Raw genomic sequence first — 24,746 nt, forward strand, 5'->3', positions numbered from 1 at the left:
GCGCCGTCCTCAGCGCGATGCGGCCGAAGCCGGTGCCGTCGCAGGCGTGTCACCTGCAGCCACCGGCGTGGACTTCCCCTGGTAGATCGACACCTTCTGCCCCGGCGCGAGCACATGCACACCCGCCACCACCACCTGCATGCCCGGCTCCAGGCCCTGGGCAATCACGGCCTCGTTGCCGTCGGCCGTGGCCACCTGCACGGGCTGCGAACGCACCGTCATACTGCCCTTGTCGAGCACCCACACGGCCGAGCCGCCGCCCTCCTGGCGCAGCGCGGTGGTCGGCAGCTTGAGCACCGGCGCCCCGACATGCGCCAGGGCCTGCGGCCGGGCGTAGACGGTGGCGCCGAGCGGCGGAGCGGTGGCGGCGTCGATCGCCACCTTCACGGTGTAGGTGCGCGTCACAGGGTCGGCGCTGGCCGCCACCTCGCGCACCTGGCCCTGCAATTCGGGGCCGCCGGCCCAGCCGCGCACCGCCACGGCGGAGCCCGGCTTGATCTGCGCCGCCCGGTCTTCGGGCACCGCGAAGACCACATCGCGGGCGCCGTCCTGGGCGATCCGCAGCACCGGTGTGCCGGCGGACACCACCTGGCCAGGCTGCGCCTCGATCGCCGTGACCACGCCGGCCACGTCGGCCACCAAGGTCGCGTAGCGGGTCTGGTTGCCCTGCGAGGCGAGTTGCGCCTGTGCCTGCTCCAGCTGCGCCTGGGCCGACCTGTAGGTCGATTCGCGGCGCTCCAGTTCGGCGCTGCTGATGAAGTTCTGCGCGCGCAGCTCGCGGTAGCGCTGGAGGTCCGCCGCCGCGAGGTCACGGCTCGTCTGGGCGGCCGCCTGCTGCGCACGGGCAGCATCGGCGGCGAGCCGGTAGTCCTGCGGGTCGAGCTCCGCCAGCACCTGGCCGGCCTGCACCCGCTGTCCGAGTTCGGCCTGGCGCCGCAGGATCTTGCCGGCGACACGGAAGCCGATCGGCGTTTCGACACGGGCCCGCACCTCGGCCGAGAACTCCGGCGCCGTCCCGTAGGCGCTGGCCCCCACGGTCTGGACCTTGACGGCGCGCACCGGGTCTTCGGCAGCGGGCGGCCTGGAACAGCCCGCCAAGGCCGCGCTGACCAACAACACGGCGGCGGGAAGCGAGTGGGCGACGGAAACGATCGATACGGCCATGAACCACCTTGAGGACTGACGGGCCATTAATGACCGAATGGTTAGTAATTTTGTGGGCTGCCTTCCAGACTGTCAACGAATCGAGGCATGCCCAACCCGTACCCGACAATCGCCGCGTGCCAATGTCCCCTCCTTCCGAACCCGCCGCAACGGCGCCAACCCTTGCGCCGGCGCCGACGCACTACGAGAACTTTCCGGTGGCGTCGTGGCTCTGCCCGCCGCGGCTGCGCCCGCCCATCGCGGCCATCTACGTCTTCGCCCGGACCGCCGACGACATCGCCGACGAAGGCGATGCGTCGCCCGAGCAACGGCTGGCCGACCTGCGCGCCTTCCGCGCCGACCTCGCCGCCATCGCACAGGGTGGCGCCGCCTCGGCACGCTGGCCCGCCGTCTTCGGCCCGCTCGCGCACGCGATGCGCGCCTTCGCCCTGCCCGAGGCCCTGCTGGCCGACCTGCTGTCGGCCTTCATCCAGGACATCGGGAAGACCCGCGACGCCGCCCGCTACGCCGACCGCGACGCGCTGCTGGACTATTGCGCCCGCTCCGCCAACCCGGTCGGCCGCCTGCTGCTGCATCTGTATGACGTGCACGACGCCGTGGCGCTGGCGCAAAGCGACGCGATCTGCAGCGCGCTGCAGCTCATCAACTTCTGGCAGGACCTGAGCGTTGACCTGCCGCGCGGCCGCTTCTACCTGCCGGATGCCGACTGCGCCGACCACGGGCTCGCGCCCGCGGCCTTCGACGCCATCCGCCCGCGCGGCGATGCCCCACCGCCGCGGGAGGCGCTGGCACTGGTCGCGGCGGAGGTCGCCTGGGCGCGTGCGCTCATGAACCAGGGCGCGCCGCTCGTGCACCGCCTGCCGGGGCGCATGGGCTGGGAGCTGCGGCTGGTGGTCCAGGGCGGGCTGCGCATCCTCGACAAGATCGAGGCGCTGGGCTTCGACACCTTCACGCAACGCCCCACCGTCGGCAAGGCCGACGCGCCGCTGCTCGCCTGGCGGGCGCTGCGGATGCGGAGACAATCGACGCAATGACTTTCAAGAAGCCCAGCGCCCCCGATCGATGACGCCCGCGCAGTACGTCCAGCAGAAAGCGGCCGCCTCGGGCAGCAGCTTCTATTACGCCTTCCTGTTCCTTCCCACGCGCCGCCGCGCCGCGATCACCGCCTTCTACGCCTTCTGCCGCGAGGTCGACGACGTGGTCGACGAGGTGCGCGACCCTGGCGTCGCCGCCACCAAGCTGGCCTGGTGGCGCACCGAGGTGGCCCAGGCTTTTGCCGGCGAACCGCGCCACCCGGTCATGCAGGCGCTGATGCCACTGGCCGCCGAGCACGGTATCGAGGCCGCGCAGTTGCAGCAGATCATCGACGGCTGCCAAATGGACTTGGAGCAAACCCGCTACCTCGACTTCCCCGGCCTGAAGCGCTACTGCCACCTGGTGGCCGGCGTGGTCGGCGAGGTCTCGGCGCGCATCTTCGGCCAGGCCGACCCGCAGACCACCGCCTACGCCCACACGCTGGGCCTGGCGCTGCAGCTCACCAACATCCTGCGCGACGTCGGCGAAGACGCGCTGCGCGGCCGCATCTACCTGCCGATGAACGAGCTGCAGCAGTTCGACGTCAAGGCGCACGAAGTGCTCAACCGCATTCACTCCGACCGCTTCGTGGCGATGATGAAGTTCCAGGCCGAGCGCGCGCACCGCACCTACGACGAGGCGCTCGCGCTGCTGCCGGCCGCCGACCGCCGCAGCCAGAAGCCGGGGCTGATGATGGCCAGCATCTACCGCGCGTTGCTGCGCGAGATCGAGCGCGACGACTTCCAGGTGCTGAACCAGCGCGTGAGCCTCACGCCGCTGCGCAAGTTCTGGCTGGCGTGGCGCGTGCAGGCACTGGGGCGGATTTGAGGATCGCCGTCATCGGCGCCGGCTGGGCCGGCCTGGCCTGCGCCGTCGACGCCACGCGCGCCGGCCACCTCGTCACCCTGTTCGACGCCGCCCGCACAGCGGGCGGCCGCGCCCGCCGCATCGACGCCGGCCACAACGGCGCGCCGCTGGACAACGGCCAGCACATCCTGATCGGCGCCTACCGCGAGACGCTGGCGCTGATGCGCACCGTCGGCGTCGATCCCGACGAGGCGCTGCTCCGCAGCCCGCTGTCGCTGCGCTTCGCCGATGGCGGCGGCCTGGCGCTGCCGCGCATGGCGGCGCCGCTCGACCTGCTCGCCGGCATCGCCACCGCGCGCGGCTGGACCTGGGCCGACAAGGCTTCGCTGCTGCGCACCGCCCTGCGCTGGCGCCGCGCGCGCTTCCACTGCACACCCGAAGCCACGGTGGCGACGCTGTGCCGCGGGCTCACACGGCGCGTCATGCAGGAGCTGATCGAGCCGCTGTGCGTCTCGGCGCTGAACACGCCCGTGGACGAGTCGAGCGGCACCGTCTTCCTGCGGGTGCTCGAGGACGCCCTGTTCACCGAGCGTGGCGGCGCCGACCTGCTGCTGCCGCGCGTCGACCTCGGCGCCCTGCTGCCCGATGCCGCGGTGCGCTGGCTCGGCCTGCGCGCGGCCACCGTGCGCACCGGCTGCCGCGTGCAGACACTGGTGCGCACCGACGCCCACTGGCAGGTCGACGGCGAGGATTTCGACCGCGTCGTGATCGCCGGCGCTCCCTGGGACGCCGCACGCCTGGTGCGCGCCGCCACCATCGATGCCGACGACTGGCTGTCCGTCACCGATGCCCTGCGCTACGAGGCCATCGCCACGCTCTATGCCGACGGCGCGCCCGCGCTGGCGGCGCCCATGGTGGCGCTGCGCACCGGCCCCGGCGCGCCGGCGCAGTTCGCCTTCGACCGCGGCCAGCTCGGCGGGCCGCACGGCCTCGTCGCGCTGGTCGTGAGCGCGAGCGACCTGCCACGCGATGCGCTGGAAGAACAGGTGCTCGCGCAGGCCGCCACGCAGCTCGGCGCCGCGCGCCTGCGCATCGTGCAGACGGTGATCGAGCGGCGCGCCACCTTCGCCTGCACGCCCGCGCTGCGCCGCCCCTGGATGCAGATCGCCCCCGGTCTCGCGGCCTGCGGCGACTACCTCGACGGCCCCTACCCCGCCACGCTCGAAGGCGCGGTGCGCAGCGGCCTGGCGGCCGCCCGCTGGATCGGCCCATGACGACGCTCGACTACCTGGATTTCGACTTCAGCGAAGAGGCCGATGGCAGCGGCAGCTTCGACGCCGTGGCCTCGGTCGGCCCGCAGCACCGGACGGCTCTGCACGCGGAAATCGTCGCCGTGCTGGACTGGGCCCACGCGGCCTTCGCCGGCCAGCGCGCGCCGCTGGACGACGGCGGTGCGTGGGACTTCGACCTGCAGTCGCTGCAGGAATGGAGCCTGTCGGAAACGCTGACCTACGACGAAGGCCGCGGCCGGCTCACGGTTTGCCCCGGCACCGCGGGCGCACCGCGCCACACGGTCAGCCTGTCGATCGTCGGCTCGGCGGACTTCTGCGCCGCCTTCCGTGCGGCGTTCGCCATCGACTGACGCTACTGCGCGTCCAGCGCCATGCACAGCGCGTGCAGGTTCGGCACCACCAGCTGCGGCCGTGCGCCGTGGGTCCAGGGCTTGCGCTCGTCGTCGGCATCGCGCACCAGCCAGGCCGCCTGCATGCCGGCGTCGAGCGAGCCCGCCACGTCGAGCGCTGCATCGTCGCCCACATGCAGCACGTCGCGTGGCAGCAGGCCGACGGAGGCCGCGGCCGCGCGGAAGATCGGGGCATGCGGCTTGCCGCTGCCGAAGGCGCGCGCGTTGAAGGCGGTGCGGAACCAGCGGCCCACCCCGGTGCGGTGGATGTCGGCATTGCCGTTGGAGATGGCCACCAGCGGGTAGCGCTCGCTCAGCCACTTGAGCGCGGGCAGCGCGTCTTCATACAGCTCGACGCGCTGGCGCTCCTCGAAGAAGGCATCGAAGGCCGGGTCGGCCAGGGCCGGATCTTCGCCGGCATGCCGCAGCGCCGCACGGATCGACTCGCGGCGCAGCGCGCTGAGGTCGTGGGCCAGGTCGGAACGCTCGCGCTCGGTGGCCTGGCGCAGCTCGCGCAGCACGCCGGGCGTGACCAGCAACTCGGCCGTCTTCGGCGCCTCGCGCAGCAGCCAGGCGTGCAGCACGCGCTCGGCCCGCTCGATGGTCGGCCAGATCGGCCACAGGGTGTCGTCCAGGTCGAGCGAGATCGCCGCGATGCGCTTCACGTCGAGTCCGTCGTGGCCCGCCAGGGCCGGTGTCTCCAAGGTCATGGCCCAGAATATCGCATGCCTTCCAAAACGACATCCGGCAGCGGGGCACCCCACGCCCACCCTGCCGAAGAACGCACCGCCGTGCTCTGGTGCAACCTCGGTTCGCCCGACGAGCCCACGGCCCCGGCGGTGCGCCGCTACCTCTCGCAGTTCCTGCACGACCACCGCGTGGTCGAGATCCCGCGCGCCATCTGGTGCCTGATCCTGCACGGCATCATCCTGCGGGTGCGCCCGGCCAAGTCGGCCGCCAAGTACCGGAGCATCTGGCTGCCGGAAGGCTCGCCGCTCAAGGTGTGGACCGAAAAGCAGGCCAGGCTGCTGGCCGGCTGGCTCGGCGAGCGCGGCCACCGGCTGTCGGTGCGGCATGCGATGCGCTATGCCAGCCCGTCGATTGCCTCGCAGCTCGACGCCGCACAGGCCGAGGGCGCGACCCGCGTGCTGGTGCTGCAGGCCTACCCGCAGTATTCGGCCACCACCACCGCCAGCGTGATCGATGCCGTCACCGCGTGGACGCGCACGAAGCGCAGCCTGCCCGAGCTCCGCTTCGTCAACCAGTACCACGACGACCCGCACTACATCGAGGCGCTGGCGCAGAGCGTCGAGGGCTACTGGAAGCAGAACGGCCGGCCCGACCAGCTGGTGATGAGCTTCCACGGCATTCCCGAACGCAACATCCGGCTGGGCGACCCGTACCAGGGCCAGTGCCTGGAAACGGCACGGCTGCTCACCGAACGGCTGGGCCTGCCGCCGAGCGCCTACCGCGTGACCTTCCAGTCGCGCTTCGGCCGCGCCAAGTGGCTGGAGCCCTACACCGAGCCGACGCTGCGCGAACTGGGTGCGGCCGGCACCGCGCGGGTCGACGTGATGTGCCCGGGCTTTCCGGCCGACTGCCTCGAGACGCTCGAAGAGATCGCGATGGAAGGCCGCGAAGCCTTCCTGCATGCGGGCGGCAGGGAATTCCACTACATCCCCTGCCTCAACGACAGCCCGGCGTGGATCACCGCACTGGCCGGCATCGCCGAGCGCCACCTCGCCGGCTGGCCGACGAAGCCGCTGCCCGCGAAGGGGATGGATCAGAACTTGCCAAGGTAGTCCAGCTTGCCCACCGGCACGCCGCTGTGGCGCAACACGCCATAGGCGGTCGTGACGTGGAAGAAGAAGTTCGGCAATGCGAACTGCAACAGGTAGCGGTCGGCGGTGAAGGTCATCTCGCCGCGGCGGTTCTTCACGACGACCTCGCGGCTCTCGAAGCCATCGATCAGCGAACGGTCCACGGTCGCCAGGAAGTCCAGCGTCTTGGCGACGCGCGCCTGCAGTTCCTCATAGGTCGTCTCGGTGTCGGGAAAGCTCGGCGCCGTGATGCCGGCGAGCCGCGCCGCACCCAGCTTGGACGCGTCGCTGGCGCTCTGCACCTGACCGGCCAGGGTGAACATGTCGGGCGCCAGCCGCGCGCCGACCAGCGTGGCCGTGTCGATGTCGTTCGCCTGCGCATGGGCCAGCCCCTTGTCGAGCAAATGGGCCAGCTGGCCGAGGCCACGGGTGAAGACGGGGACGGACAGGTCGTAGAGGGATAGCGCCATGGAATGCTCCTGATGAATGTGCGCGCGATTGTCGTGCGCCATGGCGATCTCTGCTGACGGCCGCCGCGCGGCCCTTCACCAGCGCAGCAGACGCGGCCCGAGCAGGGCGCCAAGCGCCACCGGCAAGGCGATGCCGGCCACGTACCAGACCGCCAGGAACGGCGCGGCGAGCTCGACGCAGTGGATGGCATACACCGCCGCCCCCGCCCCGCCGGCCAGCGCACCCGCGGCGGAGCCGGCCAGGGCCGGCCGCGTCGGGGCGAGCCCCCTGAGCGCGACCAGTGCGGCGACGAAGACCGGCGCCGCCATCAGGGCGATGCTCAGCGCACAGGTGCGCCAGGTGGTGCCCCACAGCATCGCCGGGCGCTCGGCCACCGGGGCCATCTGCCACGTCATCGCGGCCATCGCCCAGACCAGCGCCACCGGCACCGCCAGTGCGGCCCAGGCCAGGCCGCCGCGCACACCGGGCCGGGCGAGGCGCTGCACCAGCACGAAGCCGGCCGCGGCGATTGCGATCGGGAACATCAGCTTGACCCAGAACATGGGCCAGAACATCGCCTCGACGAGGTCCCGGCGCGGGCCGTACTCGATCAGCATGATCGCGATCGACACAGGCAGCGACAACGCCAGCGCCAGCAGCATGCGCCGCGCGCTCGCATGGCGGGGCACCGGGGTGGTGTCCGCCGCCAGCAGCGAGATGAGGTCATCCGTCTTCATCGGCTTTCCTTGATCTTGAGCGCCAGCGCCTTCAGCCCGCGGTGGATGCCCACCTTCACAGCCGACTCGGACATGCCGGTGGCGCGCGCCGCCTCGGCGATGGACAGGCCGTGCAGCTTCACATGGACGATCGGCAGCCGGTGCCGGTCGGGCAGGCTCTCGAGCAGGCCGCCCAGGTCGCGCCGCGCATCGCTCGCGTCGGTGGCCGATTCGGCGAACACGGCCAGGTCGTCGTCGAGCGGCTGGTGCAGCGCCTCGCGGCTGCCCTTGGCGCGCAGCAGGTCGATGAGTTTGTAGCGGGCGATGGCATGCACCCAGGCCGTCAACGGCTGGTCGCTCTGGTAGGTGTGGCGCTGGTTGTGCATGGCAAGAAGGCATTCCTGGACGAGGTCTTCCACATCATCCGGCCACCCGAACAGGCGACGGCCGAGAAAGGCCCGCAGGTGCACGCCGAGTTTCTGGAGGAAGGTGCGGTAGGCCGCGGCGTCGCCGGCCAGACCACGGACGAACAGCTCGTGCAGCACCGCTTCGGCATCGTTCATTCGCGCGGGACTCTCGCTGGTTGTTCGGTTCATGCAGCACGCCGGTTACAGCATCGGCCGAAATAAAAGTTCGGCCGCATTGTGCCGCGCGCTGTAACCGGACCGGCCGCGAGGTCGAACTAGATGGCACCTCGCCGTCCGGCGGGGCTTCCACACCACCAAGGAGCTTTTCCATGATCGCACGTCCCCTCGCCATTACCGCCCTCACGCTTAGCGCACTGGCCTCCGGTGCCGCCCTGGCCCAGGCCAAGCCCATGCAGGACGACATGGCCAAGCCCGCCATGGAGAAGTGCTACGGCGTCTCCATGTCCGGCAAGAACGACTGCGCGGCCGGCCCCGGCACCACCTGCGCCGGCACCGCCAAGGTCGACTACCAGGCCAATGCCTGGAAGAACGTGCCGGCTGGCACCTGCACCACCATCAAGACGCCCAAGGGCATGGGCACGCTCGCGCCGATGAAGGGCTGAAGCCATGACGACGCCGGACGGCGGCCTGTCGGCCGGGCTGGGGCTCAAGCCCGAGCACTTCGACGCGGCGCTGGCCGCCACCGACGCCGGCCTGTGGTTCGAGGTGCATGCCGAGAACCACCTGGTCGACGGCGGCCCGCGGCTCGCCTGGCTCGAGGCCGTGCGCGCCCGCCATCCGGTGTCGCTGCACGGCGTGTCGCTGTCGCTGGCCGGCGAGCAGCCGCCGGACGCGGCCCACCTCGCGCGGCTGGCCGCGCTGGTGCGTCGCGTCGAGCCGGCGCTGGTGTCGGAACACCTGGCGTGGTCCGGCACGGACGGCCGCCATTTCCCCGACCTGCTGCCCTTCGTCCGCGACCACGCGGCCCTGCACCGCATCGCCGCGCACATCGGGCGCACGCAGGACGTGCTGGGCCGGCGCATCGCGGTCGAGAACCCCTCGCACTACCTGCGCATCGACGGCCACGACTGGGACGAGATCGACTTTCTCGGCGAACTGGTTCGCCGCACCGGCTGCGCGCTGCTGCTCGACGTCAACAACGTGTACGTGTCGGCGCGCAACCTCGGTTTCGACGCGGGGGCCTGGCTCGACCGCTTCCCGGGCGACGCCGTCGACGAAATTCATCTGGCCGGGCACAGCAGCGACCCAGCCCTGGGCCCCCAGCTTCTGATCGATTCGCACGACGCGCCGGTCGCCGACAGCGTATGGGCCCTGTTCCGTCGCGTGGTCGAACGCATCGGCCCGCGGCCGACGCTGATCGAGCGTGACGGCAACGTGCCGTCCTTCGCCGCGCTGATGGCCGAGCGCCAGCGCGCGCACACGGTGCTGCAGCAACCGGTGGCCGCATGAGGCACACGGCATCCCTCCAGCAAGCCTTCGCCGACGCCCTGTTCGGCCGCGCCGGCCGCGGCCATGCCGACGTCGACGCATGGGTCGCCCAGCCGGCCTTCGCGGTCTACCGCAACACGGTGATGAAGGCCTGCATCGACGCACTGGCCGCCAACTTTCCCGCGGTGCAGCGGCTGGTCGGCGAGGACTGGTTCCGCGCGGCCGCCGCACTGCACGTGGCCGACGCGCCGCCGCGGGACGGCCGGCTGCTGGTCTACGGCGCCGGCTTCCCGGACTTCCTGGCCCGCTTCGAACCGGCCGCGTCGCTGCCCTACCTGCCCGGTGTGGCGCGGCTGGACACCCTGTGGCGCGAGGCCCATGCGGCCGCCGACGCGGCCGTGCTCGCGCCGGATGCGCTGGCCGGCCTGCCGCCCGAGGCGCTGGGCGCCTTGCGATTGCAGCCGCACCCGGCCACGCGCTGGGCACGCTTCGACACCCACCCGGTGTTTGCCATCTGGCAACGCAACCGGATCGACGATGCCGATGCGTCGGCACCGATGCCCTGGCATGGCGACGCCGGCTTGCTGACGCGCCCGATCGATGCGGTGCAAGCCCACGCCCTCGGCCATGGCGGCTGCGCGCTGCTCGACGCCTGCGCCGCCGGCGCGACGCTCGGCGACGCGGCCGAAGGCGCACTCGCCGCCGCGCCCGACACCGACCTGGCCGGCGTGCTCGCGCAGCTCCTGCGCGCCGGCGTCTTCCTGCCCATCTCCGCTCCCTGAAAGGCTTGCCATGTCAACCACGCTTTCGTCCGCCTCTGCACCCATCGGTCTGCGCCAGCACTGGAACGCGCTGGCGGGAAGGCTCGAGCGCGGCGTGCCGCACGATCTGCTCGCCCTCGCCACGCGCGTGGCGATCGCGGCCATCTTCTTCCTGTCGGGCCGCACCAAGGTCGACGGGCTGCTCCACATCAGCGACAGCGCCTACGAACTCTTCCGCACCGAGTACCAGTTGCCGCTCGTGCCGCCGGAACTCGCGGCCCACCTGGCCGCCTACGCCGAGCACCTGTTCCCGATCCTGCTGGTGCTGGGCCTCTTCACCCGGCTCTCGGCCGCGGCCCTGCTGGGCATGACGCTGGTGATCCAGGTTTTCGTCTACCCGGACGCATGGCCCACGCATCTGTCCTGGGCGGCCCTGCTGCTGTACCCGGTCGGCCGCGGCGCCGGTCGCCTGTCGCTCGACCGGGCGCTGCGCATCGCCTGAACGCGGCGCGGCGCGTTCCAGCAGGGACCGCTGCGCTTGCCAGTCGCGGAGTCGGTCGCTACATTGCATTTTTTGAGGGCCTGCAATGTCTGTCGACACCGTCTCGAATCCCCCCCACCCCGCCCCGCCGAACCCGCAGTCCTCCTCACCCCCCGCACCCACGGCCACACCCGCCGATGCGGCCGCGGCCTCCGTCTCGCTCTCCCCGATCTATTCGCCCGCCGCCGGCGCTCCGCGGCACATCCGCCTCACCTCGCACGCCGGCGGCTTCGGCGCCCTGCCGATCCGCTGGGGCGCGCCCACCGCCACCGAGCGCGGGCCGGTCGTGGGCACGACCACCAAGCGCGCGCACCGCAACGTCATCGGCACGCACAGCGGCTCGTACAGCGTGTACCGGGCGCTGGCCGTGGCGGCCGGCGCGCTCGACCCGCAGCACAAGGCCGACCTGACCAACACCGCGCCGACCGACCTCATCGGCCCGTACCCGCAGTGGTCCGACCCCGGGCGCATCGTGTCGCTCGACCCCTGGGGCGCGGCGGTGGCCGACGTCTTCTCGACCGAGCTGGCGGCCGGCTACGACATCCGGCCGACCATCGCCGTGACCCAGGCGCACGTCATCCTGCCGGAGGTGATCGAGGCGCTGCAGACCGGCCGGCTGGTGGCCGACGGCAAGTTCCTCACCGCCGGCGGCGCCGCGATGGTGACCAAGGCCGCCATCGAACCCGTGTGGTATCTCCCCGAGGTCGCCAAGCGCTTCGGCTGCTCCGAGACCGACCTGCGCCGCGTGCTGTTCGAGGAAACCGGCGGCATGTACCCCGAGCTGGTGACGCGCTCCGACCTGGAGGTGTTCCTGCCGCCCATCGGCGGCCAGACCCTCTACATCTTCGGCAACCCGCGCGACCTGGCGAACCCCGAGGTCGAACTCACCGCCCGCATCCACGACGAGTGCAACGGCTCCGACGTGTTCGGCTCCGACATCTGCACCTGCCGGCCCTACCTCACGCACGCCATCGAGGAATGCATCCGCGGCGCGCAGCGCGGCGGCGTCGGGCTGATCGCCTACTCGCGCAAGGAAGGCCGCGCGCTCGGCGAAGTCACCAAGTTCCTGGTCTACAACGCGCGCAAGCGCCAGGTCGGCGGCGACACGGCCGACCAGTACTTCGCCCGCACCGAATGCGTGGCCGGCGTGCAGGACATGCGCTTCCAGGAGCTGATGCCCGACGTCTTCCACTGGCTGGGCATCCGCAAGATCCACCGGCTGGTCTCGATGAGCAACCTGAAGTTCGACGCCATCACAGGCTCGGGCATCGAGATCGGCGAGCGGGTGAACATCCCCGACGAACTGATCCCGGCCGATGCGCGCGTCGAGATGGATGCCAAGATGGCCGCCGGCTATTTCACACCGGGCGCCGTGCCCGATGCCGAGGAACTCAAGAAGGCCAAGGGCCGCGGACTGAGCGAATGATGAGCCAAGACAACTACGGGCTGGACCCCGACCGCCCCACCGCCAATGCCGCCGTGCGCCATGCCGATGCGCAGGGCCATGTCGACCCTGCGCTGGAACTGGTCACCGACTTCACGCAGCCGGGCCCGGCCGCCGCCTACCTGCGCACCACCGCCGCCGTGCGCGAGCGCGCCGCGCAGCTGCTGGCGCGCGCGCGCCAGGGCGAATCGGCCTGGTTCACCATCGGCGGCGATGCGACGCTCGACGACGCGGCCCAGGTCGTGGCCGAGGTCACGCGCGAGCGCTACCCGTCGGGCCGCATCCCCTTCCACAGCCGCTGGCGCCATTTCGAGGCGGGCGGCATCGATCGGCTGGCCGCGCTCGACCGCCTGCTGGGCGACGGCGTCACGCCGCGCGAGCGGGCGCGGGTGCAGATCGACCTGGTGCTGGTGAGCGTGCTGCTCGACGCCGGTGCCGGCCCCGACTGGCACTACGTCGAGCCGGCCAGCGGCCAGCGCTTCAAGCGCTCCGAAGGGCTGGGCGTCGCCAGCTTCCACGCCTTCACCAGCGGCCTCTTCTCGTCCAACCCCGACCGGCCGCTGCAGGTCGACGCCGCCGGCCTGCGCGGGCTGGTGGCCGACCGCCTCGGCCAGGCCTTCCAGGTCAGCGACGTGAACCCGCTGGTCGGCATCGCCGGCCGCACGACGCTGCTGCGCCGGCTGGGTGAAGCGCTGACCGAACAACCCGAAGTCTTCGGCCAGGACGGCCGCCCCGGCGGGCTGTTCGACGCGCTGGTCGGTCCGGTCGGCCCTGCCGTCCCCCCCACCGCGGAGGTCACGGCGCACGAACTGCTGTCGCTGCTGCTGGCGTCGCTCTCGCGCATCTGGCCGGCCGCCAACTTCGTCGACAGCATCGCCGCCGACGGCAGCGACACGCCCGGCGGCATCGGCTCGGGCAACCCCGACTTCGCGCTGGGCGACTGCTGGCGCCACCCCGGCGTGCACGGCCCCGGCCTGAGCAACGGCTGGATGCCCTTCCACAAGCTGTCGCAGTGGCTGACCTATTCGCTGCTCGAACCCTTCGAGTGGGCCGGCGTGAAGGTGCACGGGCTCGACGCGCTCACCGGCTTGCCGGAATATCGCAACGGCGGCCTGCTGATCGACGCCGGCGTGATCGTGCCGCGCGACGCGGCATCGCTCACGCGCCGCTGGAAGGTCGGCGACGAATTCATCGTCGAATGGCGCGCGCTGACCGTCGCCCTGCTCGACGAGCTGGCGCCACGCGTGCGCACGCTGTTGGGCCGCAGCGCCGACGAACTGCCGCTGGCCTGCGTGCTCGAAGGCGGCACCTGGGCCGCGGGCCGCATGCTGGCACAGCGCTTGCGAGACGGTTCGCCCCCCCTGCAGATCGAAAGCGACGGCACCGTCTTCTAGACTCTCACCCTTTTCAGAACCACAACAAGGCTTCACCGCCGCGCTGTCATCGACCCATCTGCGACACCATGAGCAACGTTCACGTCATCGACCACCCCCTCGTCCAGCACAAGCTCACCCTGATGCGCCGCAAGGACGCTTCCACCAACAGCTTCCGCCGCCTGCTCAACGAGCTCAGCATGCTGATGGCCTACGAGGTCACGCGCGACATGCCGATGCAGGAGATCGAGGTCGAGACGCCGCTGGAGACCATGACCTCGAAGGTGATCGACGGCAAGAAGCTGGTGCTGGTGTCGATCCTGCGGGCCGGCAACGGCATCCTCGAAGGCATGCTCAGCGTGGTGCCCGGCGCGCGCGTCGGCCACATCGGCCTGTACCGCGACCCCAAGACGCTCACCGCCGTCGAGTACTACTTCAAGATGCCCAGCGAGATGCAGGACCGCGACATCATCGTGGTCGACCCGATGCTGGCCACCGGCAATTCGGCCATCGCCGCGGTCGAGCGCATGAAGGAACTCAACCCCAAGTCGATCAAGTTCGTCTGCCTGCTGGCCTGCCCCGAAGGCGTGAAGAACCTGCAGACCGCGCACCCCGACGTGCCGATCTACACGGCCGCCATCGACCGCGAACTCAACAGCCACGGCTACATCCTGCCGGGCCTGGGCGACGCGGGCGACCGGATTTTTGGTACCAAGTAACGCGCGCAGCGCCCCCCATTTCAAAAACCCGAGGAGAAGCACCGTGCACGCACGCCGCCAGTTGATCGTCCGTTCCATCGCCATCGCCGCCGCGCTCGCGGCCGGCGCGCCTGGCCTCGCCCTGGCGCAGGCCAAGCTCAAGGTCGCGGCGGTGTACACCGTGCCCTTCGAGCAGCAATGGGTGGGCCGCATCCACAAGGCGCTCAAGGCCGCCGAAGCCCGCGGCGAGATCGAATACAAGGCGACCGAGAACGTCGCCAACGCCGACTACGAGCGCGTGATGCGCGAGTACGCCACGGCCGGCAACCAGCTGATCCTGGGCGAGGTCTTCGGCGTGGAGGCCGCGGCCCGCAAGGTCGCCAAGGACTTCCCGAAGGTCGCCTTCCTGATGGGCTCGTCGCTCAAGCCGCAGGCGCCGAACTTCAGCGTGTTCGACAACTACATCCAGGAGCCGGCCTACCTCTCCGGCATGGTCGCCGGCGGCATGACCAAGACCAACAGGATCGGCATGGTCGGCGGCTTCCCGATCCCGGAAGTGAACCGCCTGATGAACGCCTTCATGGCCGGCGCCAAGGAGACGAACCCGAAGGTCGAGTTCAGCGTGAGCTTCATCAACAGCTGGTTCGACCCGCCGAAGGCCAAGGAAGCCGCCTTCGCCATGATCGACAAGGGGGCGGACGTGATGTACGCCGAGCGCTTCGGCGTGAGCGACGCGGCCAAGGAAAAGGGCAAGCTCGCCATCGGCAACGTGATCGACACGCAGGCCCAGTACCCCGACACCGTCGTCGCCTCGGCCCTGTGGAATTTCGAGCCCTCGGCCGACCGCGCCATCAAGCTGGTGAAGGAAGGCAAGTTCACGGCCGAGGACTACGGCCCCTATTCGATGATGAAGCACAAGGGCTCCGAACTCGCGCCGCTGGGCACCTTCGAGAAGAAGGTGCCGGCAGACATCGTGAGCAAGGTGAAGGCCAAGCAGGCCGACATCCTGGCCGGCAAATTCACCGTGAAGGTGGACGACGGCCAGCCGAAGTCGACGGCGAAGTAGGCTCACCCCCAAGCTACGCGCACTTCGTGTCGCTTCGCCAACCCCCTCGCCGGGGGCAACACCAGCAGCCCGGCAAAGCCGGTTCTGCGGTGTTTCACGCATGAACACCACCAAGCCCGTCCTGCGGCTGCGAGGCATCACCAAGCGCTTCGGCACGCTCACCGCCAACGACGCGATCTCGCTCGACCTGCATGCGGGCGAGGTGCTGGCGCTGCTGGGCGAGAACGGCGCGGGCAAGTCGACGCTGATGTCGATCCTGTTCGGCCACTACACGGCCGACGAGGGCGACATCGAGGTCTTCGGCCAGCCGCTGCCACCGGGCAACCCGAAGGCCGCGCTGGCCGCGGGCATCGGCATGGTGCACCAGCATTTCACGCTGGCCGACAACCTCAGCGTGCTCGACAACGTGCTGATGGGCACCGAGCCGCTGTGGCGGCCGGTCTCGCGCCGCAGCGCCGCGCGCGCCCGACTGCTCGAAGTGGCGGAGCGCTTCGGCCTGCCGGTGCGGCCGGAGGCGCGCATCGGCGACCTGTCGGTCGGCGAGCGGCAGCGCGTGGAAATCGTCAAGGCGCTCTACCGCGGCGCGCGCATCCTGATCCTCGACGAGCCGACCGCCGTGCTCACGCCGCAGGAGAGCGAGGCCCTGTTCGCCACGCTCGCGCAGATGGTGGCGCAGGGCCTGTCGATCATCTTCATCAGCCACAAGCTGGGCGAGGTGCTGCGCGTGTCGCAGCGCATCGCCGTGCTGCGGGGCGGCAAGCTGGTGGCCCAGGCACGCGCCGCCGACACCACCCAGGCCGAGCTGGCGCTGTGGATGGTCGGCCATGCGGTCGAGAAGACGGCGCGGCGACCGGCGCAGACGATCGGCGATCCGGTCTGCGTGCTCGACCATGTGTCGACCACGGGCAGCGGCCACGACCGGCTCGACGACGTCACGCTGACGCTGAAGGCGGGCGAGATCGTTGCCATCGCCGGCGTGTCCGGCAACGGCCAGGTGGCGCTGGCCGAGCTGCTCAGCGGCACGCGCAAGGACACGCACGGCACGGTCACGCTGATGGGCCGCGCGCTGCCGCCCTCGCCCGCCCGGCTGGTGCCGCGCGGCGTGGCGCGCATCCCCGAAGACCGCCATGCCGTGGGCGTGATCGGCGACCTGCCGGTGTGGGAGAACGCGGTGTCCGAACGCCTGCGCAGCCCCGCCTTCTCGCGCTGGAGCCCGCTCGGCCGCTGGGTGCGCCGTGCCGCGGCGCGTGCGCATGCGCTGCGCGTGGAGAAGGCCTACGACGTGCGCGGCGCCGGCCTGCAATCGCCGGCCCGTTCGCTCTCCGGCGGCAACATGCAGAAGCTGATCCTGGGCCGTGCGCTGATGGCGCCCGAATCGTCCGACGGCCAGCGCAAGCCGCCGCGGCTGATCGTCGCGCACCAGCCGACCTGGGGCCTGGACATCGGTGCGGTCGCCTACGTGCAGCAGCAGCTGATCGCCGCGCGCGATGCAGGCGCCGCGGTGCTGATGATCTCCGACGACCTCGACGAGGTGCTGGCGCTCGGCGACCGCGTCGCCGTGATGCACGGCGGCCGGCTCGGCGAGCCACGCCCGGCCACCGCGTGGACGCGCGAAGCCATCGGCCTGGCGATGGCGGGGACGCACGCATGAGGCTCGAACGCCGCCATGAAACCTCGAGCGCCGCGCTGGTGCTCGCCCCCATCGGCGCGGTCGCGTTCACGCTCGCCATCAGCGCACTGCTGGTGCTGTGGGCCGGCGCGCCGGTGGGCCGCACCTACGCGCTGCTGCTGCAGGGCGGCTTCGGCTCGGTGTTCGCGTGGAGCGAGACGCTCACGCGCGCCATCCCGCTGATCCTCACCGGCCTGGCCGCGACCGTCGCCTTCAAGGCGCGGCTCTTCAACATCGGCGCCGAGGGCCAGCTCTACGCCGGCGCGCTCGCCGCGGTGGCCGTGGGCGGCATGCACGGCGGCACCGGTTTCGAGGCGTCGCCGTGGCTGCTCTTCCCCCTGATGATGGGGGCCGCCGCGCTGGCTGGCGCGCTGATGCTGCTCGGGCCGGCGCTGATGAAGAACAGGCTGGGCGTCGACGAGGTGGTGACCACGCTGCTGATCAACTTCATCGTGCTGCTGGCGGTGTCGGCGCTGCTCGACGGCCCGATGAAGGACCCGAGCGCCATGGGCTGGCCGCAGAGCGTGTCGCTACAGCCAGAGCTCGAACTGAGCAAGCTGATCCCGCAGACGCGCGTGCACACCGGGCTGCTCTGGGCCGTGTCGCTCGCGGTCATCGTGTGGGCGATCTTCAAGCACACGGTGCTGGGCTTCGACATCCGCGCGGTCGGTGCGAACGCGCGCGCCGCCGCCTTCGCGGGCGTACCGGTCACGCGCACGGTCGTGATGGTCGCGCTGCTCTCGGGCGCGCTGGCCGGGCTGGCCGGCGCCATCGAGGTGGCGGGCCGCACCAGCTATGTCACGCTCGACATGTCGCCGGGCTATGGCTACACGGGCATCGTGATCGCGATGCTGGCCGGGCTGCATCCGCTGGGCGTGATCGCCGCCGGCGTTTTCGTCGCCGGCGTGCTGGTCGGCGCCGACACCATGAGCCGCGCGGTGGGCGTGCCGACCTACATCGCCGACGTGATCGTCGCGGCCTCGCTGATCGCGGTGCTGATGGCGACGCTGCTGACGCAATACAAGGTCCGGCGCAGATGAGCGACCTGCTCGACATCCTCTCCAACGCGTCCTTCTGGGTCGCCACGCTGCGCATCGCCACACCGCTGATCTTCGGCACGCTGGGCGTGCTGCTGTGCGAACGCGCGGGCGTGCTCAATCTGGGCATCGAGGGGATCATGGTCGCGGGCGCCTTCGCCGGCTGGCTGGCGGTGTATGCCGGCGCGCCGCTGTGGGTCGGCGTCGGCGTGGCCGCGCTCACCGGCATGGCGTTCGGGCTGCTGCATGCATTTCTCACGGTCGGGCTCGCGCTGTCGCAGCACGTCTCGGGGCTGGGCATCACGCTGCTGGCGACGGCGCTCAGCTACTACGGCTACCGCGTGAGCTTCCCCAAGGTGAACACGCCGCCGACGATCACGCCCTTCGCGCCGATGGAGTGGTTGTCCATCCCGGTGCTGGGTGCGCAGACGCCGCTCACGCTGCTGGCGCTAGCTCTGGTGCCGCTGGTGGCGTGGGTGCTCTATCGCACGCCGGTCGGGCTGGCGGTGCGCATGGTCGGCGAGAACCCGCAGGCGGCCGAGGGCCAGGGCGTGTCGGTCGCGGCCACGCGCACTGGCGCCATCGTCGCGGGGTCGGCGCTGATGGGCGTGGCGGGGTCCTTCCTCACCTTATCGGCCTTCAATGCGTTTTTCTTCAACATGGTCAACGGCCGCGGCTGGATCTGCGTGGCGCTGGTCGTGTTCGCCTCGTGGCGGCCGGGCAAGGCGCTGCTGGGCGCCCTGCTCTTCGCCTTCTTCGACGCGTTGCAGCTGCGGCTGCAGCAATCGGGCGACGCGGTGCTGCCCTACCAGCTCTACCTGATGCTGCCGTACCTGCTGTCGATCCTGGCGCTGGTGCTGGTGGCGCGCAAGGCCAGCTACCCCCAAGCCCTGATGAAGCCGTACCGCAAGGGCGAGCGCTGAGCCCTGCCTCGGTGCGGCTCAGCGTCGCCAGCGCGGAAAAAAGCACGATCCGTCCCCGGCAGCGGTCGGCGAAACACGGTAAACAAACGTTGATCACCGGTTAAACGACTGTTCCCCCGCGCGCCCGAGGCGCGCACGCCCGATCGACCCGATGGAATCCGCGCCCGAGAATCCCCAGCCCCTTGCCACGCCCGTGCTCTGGCTCGGCGCCTGGTGGCCGCGCCTTCGCCCCTGGCTGCTGGCCGCCGCAGGCCTGGCGTTGTTCGCGCTGATGGCCAAGGCGCTGCACGGCTTCCTCGACGAGGTGCGCTACGACGCGGTGATGAAAGCGGTGTCGGCCACGCCGGACCTGAACATCGCGCTGGCCGTGGCGGCGACGGCGCTGAGCTACCTGATCCTGGCCGGCTACGACTTCTCGGCGCTGGTCTACGCCCACGCCAAGGTGCCGCGCCCGACGGTATTCGTCACGTCCTTCGTGGCCTATGCGCTGTCCAACACCATCGGCCTGGGGCCGCTCACCGGCGGCGCCATCCGCACGCGGATCTACACCGCCGCCGGGCTGACGCCGCATCAGATCGCCCAGGTCATCGTCTTCAACCTGATCGCCTTCGGCCTGGGCATCACGGCCTTCGGCGCGCTCGGGCTGCTGTGGGGCGCCCGCGAGGTCGCGCCGCTGCTGCATGTGCCGGCCGTGCTGCTGCAGGCCGCGGCCGCCGCGTCGCTGGTCGGGCTGGGCGCGTTCCTGTGGCTATGCGCGCGGCGACGCGTGCTGAGCATCGGCCCGCGCTGGACACTGCGGCTGCCGACAACGCAGCTGGCGCTGCGCCAGCTGCTGATCTCGGCGGTCGAGCTGGGCACCTCGGCCGCGGCGCTGTGGTTCCTGCTGCCGCAGGGCCAGATTCCGCTGCCGACCTTCGTCGTCTTCTACGCCATCGCGATCGCCGCGGGCATCGTGAGCCATGTGCCGGGCGGCGTCGGCGTGTTCGAGGCGGTGATGCTGCTGGCCACCCAGTCGCACGTCGGCACCGACGCGATGCTCGGCGCGCTGCTGCTCAACCGCGGCATCTACTACGTGCTGCCGCTGGTGGTCGCGACCGGCATGGTCGTCACCTACGAGCTGCGTTCGGGCGTGGCCGCCCCCATCGCGCGCGCCGCGGTGCGCCTGAGCCCCCGCCTGCTGGCTGCGCTGGCGCTGGTGGCGGGCATCTGGCTGCTGGTGTCGGGCGTCACGCCGCTGACCACGGACGCCAAGGACCTGCTGGCCACGCTGCACGTGCCGCTGCCGCTGATCGAGGCCTCGCACTTTCTCGGCAGCATCGCCGGGCTGGGCTTCGTGCTGGTCGCGCGCGGCCTGTTCCACCGGCTCGATGCCGCCTGGTGGGCCGCGATCGTGCTGTCCGTGATTTCCGCGGTGCTGGCCCTGCCCAAGGGCATCGCGCTGAACGAGGCCGCGCTGCTGTCAACGCTGGCCGTGCTGCTGCTGATGTCGCGGCGCCAGTTCGACCGGCCGTCCTCGCTGTTCGCCCAGCGCATGGAGCCCGGCTGGCTGATCACGCTGGCCGGCGTGCTGATCGCCTGCACCTGGCTGCTGGTCTTCGCCTACCAGGAGGTGCGCTACACCAACCGCCTGTGGTGGCAGTTCGAGCTCGACGCCGAGGCGCCGCGCTCGCTGCGCGCGCTGCTGGCGGTGGAACTCGCGGCGCTGGCCTTCGGCCTGTGGCAGCTGCTGCGGCCGACCGCCGCGCCGCTCGCGCGCCCCACCGCCGCCGAGCTCGACCGGGCCGCCGCCATCGTGCGCGCCAGTTCCTTCTCGGAAGGCTGCTATGCGCTCACGGGCGACAAGCACCTGCTGTTCTCGCCCTCGGGCCACAGCTTTCTCATGTTCGGCCGGCAGGGGCGCTCGTGGATCTCGCTCTTCGGCCCCATCGGCGACCGGCGCGAGTGGGCCGACCTGGTGTGGCGCTTCGTCGAACTCGCGAGCTCCAACGGCGGCCGGCCGGCCTTCTACCAGGTGCGGCCATCGAGCCTGCCGCTCTACCTCGACTGCGGCCTGCATGCCTTCAAGCTCGGCGAATATGCGCAGATCGAACTGCAGGACTTCAACCTCAAGGGCGCCAAGCGCGCCAACCTGCGTTCGGGCATGAACCGCGGCGAGCGCGAAGGGCTGGTGTTCGACGTGCTCGCCCCGGCGCAGGTCGATGCCGTGATGGGCGAACTGCGCGCCGTGTCAGACGCCTGGCTCGAGCGCCAGTCCGCGCGCGAGAAGGGCTTCTCGGTCGGCCGCTTCGACGAGGACTACCTGCGTCGCCTGCCGGTCGCCGTGGTGCGGCGCGAGGGCCGCGTGATCGCCTTCGCCAGCCTGCAAACGACCGAGACCGCCGAGGACGCCGGTGTCGACCTGATGCGCTACGCGCCCGACGCGCCGCCCGGCACCATGGACTACCTCTTCGCCAAGATCCTGCTGCACATGCAGGAGCGCGGCTATCGCAGCTTCGGCCTGGGCATGTCGCCGATGGCCGGCATGGCCACGCGCCCGCGCGCGCCGCGCTGGCAGCGGCTGGGCCGGCTGCTCTTCCAGTACGGCGAGCGCTTCTACAGCTTCCGCGGCCTGTACAACTACAAGGACAAGTTCGAGCCGACCTGGGAAGCGCGCTACCTCACCGCGCCGGGCGGCATCTCGCCGCTGCTGGTGCTGGCCGACGTGGCGGCGCTGATCGGCGACGGCGGCCCCTCCGACGACGAACCGAGGTTCTCGATGAAGAAACCATTCAGGAAGCACGGCGTGCGCGAGCTCTGCATGCTGGCGATCTGCAGCATCGCGCTGCTCGTGCCGGCCCTCGGCCGCGCACAGGCCCAGCCGCTCGCCGCGCCGTCGGCCGCCACCGTGTCGCACGGCCAGTTCGACAACATCCTGCTGCTGCGCCCGGCCGGCACGGTGCAGCAGTTCGTGATGCTGTTCACCGGCGGCGAAGCCCCCGCGCCGGGCGACCGGCAACTGGCCGACACCATGGTCGCGCGCGGCGCCATGGTGGCGCTGGTGCCGCTCGATCCGTTCTACCGCCGGCTCATGGCCGACAGCCAGGTGTCGAAGTGCGTCTACGCCGGCGGCTCGGTCGACAACTTCGCGCGCCACTTCCAGGCGCTGGACCGGATGCAGACCTACATCGAGCCGATCCTGGTCGGCACGGGCGCGGCCGCGGCCTTTCCGTATGTGCTGCTCGCCCAGTCGCCGGCCGACAACTTCACCGGCGCCCTATCGGTCGGCTTCTGTCCGCGCATGAGCCTGCCGATGCCGCTGTGCACCGCCAATGAATTCAAGTTCCACACCGCCGCCGACAAGGGCATCGAGTTCCAGCCGGCCGCGCGCCTGGTGGCGCCCTGGAGCGCGACACCGCCCGCGCCCCCCCCCGCCTGCCCGGCCACGTCGCAGGCCGCCTCCCCGGCCGCCTTCGTCAAGGCCGTGCCCGGCGCGACCTGGGTCGTCCCTTCGGCCGCAACGCCGGCCGGTGCAGTGCCCGCCGAGTTCGTCGCGGCCTACGAGCAGCTCGCGTCAAAGCGCGCCGCCATCGGGGCGCCGCCTACCCAGCTGTCCGACCTGCCGGTGGTCGAGGTGCCGGCCAAGACGCCCGGCAAGCGCTTTGCGGTGCTGATCTCGGGCGACGGCGGCTGGGCCTCCATCGACAAGGCGCTGGCCGCGGCGCTCGCGAAGGACGGCGTGCCGGTGGTCGGCGTCGATTCGCTGCGCTACTTCTGGAAGGCCCGCACACCCGAAGGCCTGACCGAGGACATGGACCGCGTGATCCGCTACTACGCCGCGCGCTGGCAGCGCAGCGAGGTGCTCTTCATCGGCTTCAGCCAGGGCGCCGACGTGCTGCCCTTCGTCTACAACCGGCTGCCGCAGCGCACGAAGGACAGCATCAGGCTCAACGTGCTGCTGGCGCCCGGCCAGAAGGCGGCCTTCGAGTTCCACGTGGCCAACTGGCTGGGCAAGAGCGGCGACAAGCCGATCCTCCCGGAAGCCGTCAAGCTCAAGGCCGCCAACACCGTGTGCTTCTACGGCACCGACGAGAAGGCCGAGGCGCTGTGCCCGCTGCTCGACGCGTCGCAAACCCGCACCGTCGCTCTGCCGGGCGGCCATCACCTGGGCGGCGACTACGACGCGCTGGCCGCGCAGGTGCTGGGCTTCCTGCCGCGGTAGGCAACGCAGCCGTGGGGCGGCGCTGCGGCGCCGGCGTCGTCTTCGTCGTCCTCTTCATCCGCGTCCGCCAGCTCGATGCGCACATCCAGCGGGCCGCGCGCGCCGAAGGCATCGACCCCGGTGTCGATGCGGCCCAGCACATGGAAGCCGCCGCTGAGCGCCTGGCCGTCCTGTGCGTGGAGGATGGCGAGGTCGGGGCCGCCCGACCAGCAGACGATGTCGCCGACCTCGTAGCCTTGCGTGCGCTGTTCCGCCGGCGGCATCGCGCCCGGCAGCGGGCCGAACTTCTCGCGGCCGAACAGGCCGTGCAGCGTGATCGCGAGCGGCAGCATGGCCGCGAAGGCATGCGCCGCGTCGCTGTCGGCCAGGGTCGCGGGAACGACCCGGCCATCGAGCGTCAGATGAATCTTCATGGTGGACCTCGTTCGATGATGGGCGGTGGGTGGGGGCCGTCAGCGGCCCAGCTGCATCTCGCGCAATCGCTTCACGTCGCGTGCCGGCGGCAGGCCGAAGAAGCGGCTGTACTCGCGGTTGAACTGCGACTGGCTCTCGTAGCCCACGCGGTGCCCCGCGGTGGCCGCATCGAGGTGTTCGGCGATCATGAGGCGGCGCGACTCCTGCAGCCGCAGCTGCTTCTGGAACTGCAGCGGGCTCATCGACGTCACCGCCTTGAAGTGCTGGTGCAGCGACGACACGCTCATGTGGATCGCGTCGGCCACATCGTCGATGCGCAGCGGCTCGCGAAAGCGCTGCGACAGCAGGCCGATGGCCTGCGCGATGCGCTGGCTGTGGCTGTCGACCGCGGCCATCTGCGCGAGCCGCCAGCCGTCGGGCGAACGCATCAGGCGGTAGAGGATCTCGCGCGTGATCAGCGGGGCGAGCGCGGGCACGTCCTGCGGCGTGTCGAGCAGCTTGACCAGGCGCAGCACCGGGTCGAGCAGCGTGGTCGACAGCTCGCCGGTGAAGATGCCGCGCTCCGGCGCACTGGGGGGCGACGTGTCGCCCAGGCCGAACTCGAGTGCCAGGGCCGCGATGTCCTTCACGTCGAAGACAAGGCGCAGGCCGAGGTACGGCGACTCCGGCGAAGCGTCGATCACCTGCCCCGAGACCGGCAGGTTCTGCGACGCCACGAGATAACGGCTGCCGTCGTAGATGTAGACCTCGTTGCCCAGCAGCACGCGCTTGCTGCCCTGCGCCAGCACGCAGAAGGCCGGCTCGTACATGGCGTGCACCGGGTGCTGCATCTGCGAGAACCGCGCCAGCGCGAGCCGCGCAATGGCGGTCTCGTGCGAACCGTCCACCCGCGTCAGGCGGTCGATGGTCGCGGCCAACTCGGCTCGCATCACCGTGACCTGCATCTGGTCTTCGACGGGACGCTCGGCGCGCAGTGATGGGTGGGTGGATGTCAGCATGGACCGAAGCTTAGGGGGCGCGTCGGCACTTGTCTCTAGCGCGGCGCGTTCGGCGG

24 protein-coding genes are annotated in these 24,746 nt (G+C 71.0%); 17 read left to right on the plus strand and 7 right to left on the minus strand.

What is annotated here, in order from left to right:
- Window positions 1-9 precede the first annotated feature (9 nt).
- Window positions 10-1,164, minus strand: coding sequence for an efflux RND transporter periplasmic adaptor subunit (locus tag N8A90_RS09795; RefSeq protein WP_262074663.1), 1,155 nt, complete (start codon window positions 1,162-1,164; stop codon window positions 10-12).
- 122 nt (window positions 1,165-1,286) lie between these two features.
- On the opposite strand from N8A90_RS09795, the gene hpnC reads away from it, so the two are divergent.
- The 4 genes from hpnC to N8A90_RS09815 are packed head-to-tail and all read left to right on the plus strand — an operon-like array spanning window position 1,287 to window position 4,687.
- Window positions 1,287-2,198: a squalene synthase HpnC gene (gene hpnC / locus N8A90_RS09800; protein ID WP_262074841.1), complete on the plus strand. Its 912-nt coding sequence runs from the start codon at window positions 1,287-1,289 to the stop codon at window positions 2,196-2,198.
- Window positions 2,199-2,226: 28 nt separating this feature from the next.
- Window positions 2,227-3,066, plus strand: a complete 840-nt coding sequence (gene hpnD, locus N8A90_RS09805; RefSeq protein WP_262074664.1) for a presqualene diphosphate synthase HpnD — start codon at window positions 2,227-2,229, stop codon at window positions 3,064-3,066.
- The gene (gene hpnE / locus N8A90_RS09810) at window positions 3,063-4,319 is read left to right on the plus strand and encodes a hydroxysqualene dehydroxylase HpnE (protein WP_262074665.1); all 1,257 of its coding nucleotides are present in this window, start codon (window positions 3,063-3,065) and stop codon (window positions 4,317-4,319) included. Before hpnD ends, hpnE begins: the two co-directional genes overlap by 4 nt.
- A complete protein-coding gene (locus N8A90_RS09815; RefSeq protein WP_262074666.1) occupies window positions 4,316-4,687 on the plus strand; it encodes a hypothetical protein in 372 nt (123 codons plus the stop codon). The genes hpnE and N8A90_RS09815 overlap by 4 nt, the downstream gene beginning before the upstream one ends.
- Before the next feature lie 2 nt (window positions 4,688-4,689).
- On the opposite strand, the gene N8A90_RS09820 is transcribed toward N8A90_RS09815, so the two are convergent.
- Window positions 4,690-5,436, minus strand: a complete 747-nt coding sequence (locus tag N8A90_RS09820; RefSeq protein ID WP_262074667.1) for an HAD-IA family hydrolase — start codon at window positions 5,434-5,436, stop codon at window positions 4,690-4,692.
- A 15-nt stretch (window positions 5,437-5,451) separates the two neighbouring features.
- Between N8A90_RS09820 and hemH the strand changes: the two genes are divergently transcribed.
- Window positions 5,452-6,528 carry a ferrochelatase gene (hemH, locus tag N8A90_RS09825; RefSeq protein ID WP_262074668.1) on the plus strand — a complete coding sequence of 359 codons (1,077 nt, stop codon included), beginning with the start codon at window positions 5,452-5,454 and terminating at the stop codon, window positions 6,526-6,528.
- Here the strand turns inward: hemH and N8A90_RS09830 are convergent.
- The 3 genes from N8A90_RS09830 to N8A90_RS09840 all read right to left on the minus strand — a co-directional run bounded on the left by N8A90_RS09830 (window position 6,510) and on the right by N8A90_RS09840 (window position 8,308).
- Window positions 6,510-7,016: a DUF1993 family protein gene (locus tag N8A90_RS09830; protein WP_262074669.1), complete on the minus strand. Its 507-nt coding sequence runs from the start codon at window positions 7,014-7,016 to the stop codon at window positions 6,510-6,512. The two genes, hemH and N8A90_RS09830, sit on opposite strands and share 19 nt — an antisense overlap.
- Before the next feature lie 75 nt (window positions 7,017-7,091).
- Complete coding sequence (locus N8A90_RS09835) at window positions 7,092-7,733, minus strand: DUF1109 domain-containing protein (protein ID WP_262074670.1); 642 nt, start codon at window positions 7,731-7,733, stop codon at window positions 7,092-7,094.
- Window positions 7,730-8,308, minus strand: coding sequence for a sigma-70 family RNA polymerase sigma factor (locus tag N8A90_RS09840; protein ID WP_262074671.1), 579 nt, complete (start codon window positions 8,306-8,308; stop codon window positions 7,730-7,732). The genes N8A90_RS09835 and N8A90_RS09840 overlap by 4 nt, the downstream gene beginning before the upstream one ends.
- A gap of 140 nt (window positions 8,309-8,448) precedes the next feature.
- On the opposite strand from N8A90_RS09840, the gene N8A90_RS09845 reads away from it, so the two are divergent.
- The 12 genes from N8A90_RS09845 (at window position 8,449) to mprF (ending at window position 23,278) form a co-directional block, all read left to right on the plus strand.
- A complete protein-coding gene (locus N8A90_RS09845; protein ID WP_262074672.1) occupies window positions 8,449-8,742 on the plus strand; it encodes a DUF2282 domain-containing protein in 294 nt (97 codons plus the stop codon).
- Window positions 8,743-8,746: 4 nt separating this feature from the next.
- Window positions 8,747-9,589: a DUF692 domain-containing protein gene (locus tag N8A90_RS09850; RefSeq protein ID WP_262074673.1), complete on the plus strand. Its 843-nt coding sequence runs from the start codon at window positions 8,747-8,749 to the stop codon at window positions 9,587-9,589.
- Window positions 9,586-10,350 carry a DNA-binding domain-containing protein gene (locus tag N8A90_RS09855; RefSeq protein ID WP_262074674.1) on the plus strand — a complete coding sequence of 255 codons (765 nt, stop codon included), beginning with the start codon at window positions 9,586-9,588 and terminating at the stop codon, window positions 10,348-10,350. The genes N8A90_RS09850 and N8A90_RS09855 overlap by 4 nt, the downstream gene beginning before the upstream one ends.
- Before the next feature lie 10 nt (window positions 10,351-10,360).
- On the plus strand, window positions 10,361-10,831 hold the full coding sequence (locus tag N8A90_RS09860) for a DoxX family protein (protein ID WP_262074675.1): 471 nt from the start codon (window positions 10,361-10,363) through the stop codon (window positions 10,829-10,831).
- 85 nt (window positions 10,832-10,916) lie between these two features.
- Window positions 10,917-12,296 (plus strand): GTP cyclohydrolase II, encoded by a 1,380-nt coding sequence (locus N8A90_RS09865; protein ID WP_262074676.1) that lies wholly within the window; start codon window positions 10,917-10,919, stop codon window positions 12,294-12,296.
- A complete protein-coding gene (locus tag N8A90_RS09870) occupies window positions 12,293-13,708 on the plus strand; it encodes a URC4/urg3 family protein (RefSeq protein ID WP_262074677.1) in 1,416 nt (471 codons plus the stop codon). Before N8A90_RS09865 ends, N8A90_RS09870 begins: the two co-directional genes overlap by 4 nt.
- A gap of 68 nt (window positions 13,709-13,776) precedes the next feature.
- The gene (upp, locus tag N8A90_RS09875; protein ID WP_262074678.1) at window positions 13,777-14,406 is read left to right on the plus strand and encodes a uracil phosphoribosyltransferase; all 630 of its coding nucleotides are present in this window, start codon (window positions 13,777-13,779) and stop codon (window positions 14,404-14,406) included.
- Window positions 14,407-14,449: 43 nt separating this feature from the next.
- Window positions 14,450-15,451, plus strand: coding sequence for a BMP family protein (locus N8A90_RS09880; protein ID WP_262074679.1), 1,002 nt, complete (start codon window positions 14,450-14,452; stop codon window positions 15,449-15,451).
- Between the two features lie 100 nt (window positions 15,452-15,551).
- Window positions 15,552-17,102, plus strand: coding sequence for an ABC transporter ATP-binding protein (locus N8A90_RS09885; protein WP_262074680.1), 1,551 nt, complete (start codon window positions 15,552-15,554; stop codon window positions 17,100-17,102).
- Window positions 17,099-18,160, plus strand: coding sequence for an ABC transporter permease (locus N8A90_RS09890; protein WP_262074681.1), 1,062 nt, complete (start codon window positions 17,099-17,101; stop codon window positions 18,158-18,160). The genes N8A90_RS09885 and N8A90_RS09890 overlap by 4 nt, the downstream gene beginning before the upstream one ends.
- Window positions 18,157-19,080 (plus strand): ABC transporter permease, encoded by a 924-nt coding sequence (locus N8A90_RS09895; RefSeq protein WP_262074682.1) that lies wholly within the window; start codon window positions 18,157-18,159, stop codon window positions 19,078-19,080. The genes N8A90_RS09890 and N8A90_RS09895 overlap by 4 nt, the downstream gene beginning before the upstream one ends.
- Window positions 19,081-19,231: 151 nt before the next feature.
- Entirely contained in the window at window positions 19,232-23,278 is a 4,047-nt protein-coding gene (mprF, locus tag N8A90_RS09900) for a bifunctional lysylphosphatidylglycerol flippase/synthetase MprF (RefSeq protein ID WP_262074683.1), read from the plus strand.
- Here mprF and N8A90_RS09905 read toward each other — a convergent pair.
- A complete protein-coding gene (locus tag N8A90_RS09905) occupies window positions 23,233-23,691 on the minus strand; it encodes a cyclophilin-like fold protein (protein WP_262074684.1) in 459 nt (152 codons plus the stop codon). The two genes, mprF and N8A90_RS09905, sit on opposite strands and share 46 nt — an antisense overlap.
- 39 nt (window positions 23,692-23,730) lie before the next feature.
- Window positions 23,731-24,690 (minus strand): AraC family transcriptional regulator, encoded by a 960-nt coding sequence (locus N8A90_RS09910; protein ID WP_262074685.1) that lies wholly within the window; start codon window positions 24,688-24,690, stop codon window positions 23,731-23,733.
- Window positions 24,691-24,746: the final 56 nt, after the last annotated feature.

Origin of the sequence: Variovorax sp. N23 (assembly GCF_025486315.1) — a bacterium.
Taxonomy (GTDB): domain Bacteria; phylum Pseudomonadota; class Gammaproteobacteria; order Burkholderiales; family Burkholderiaceae_C; genus Variovorax.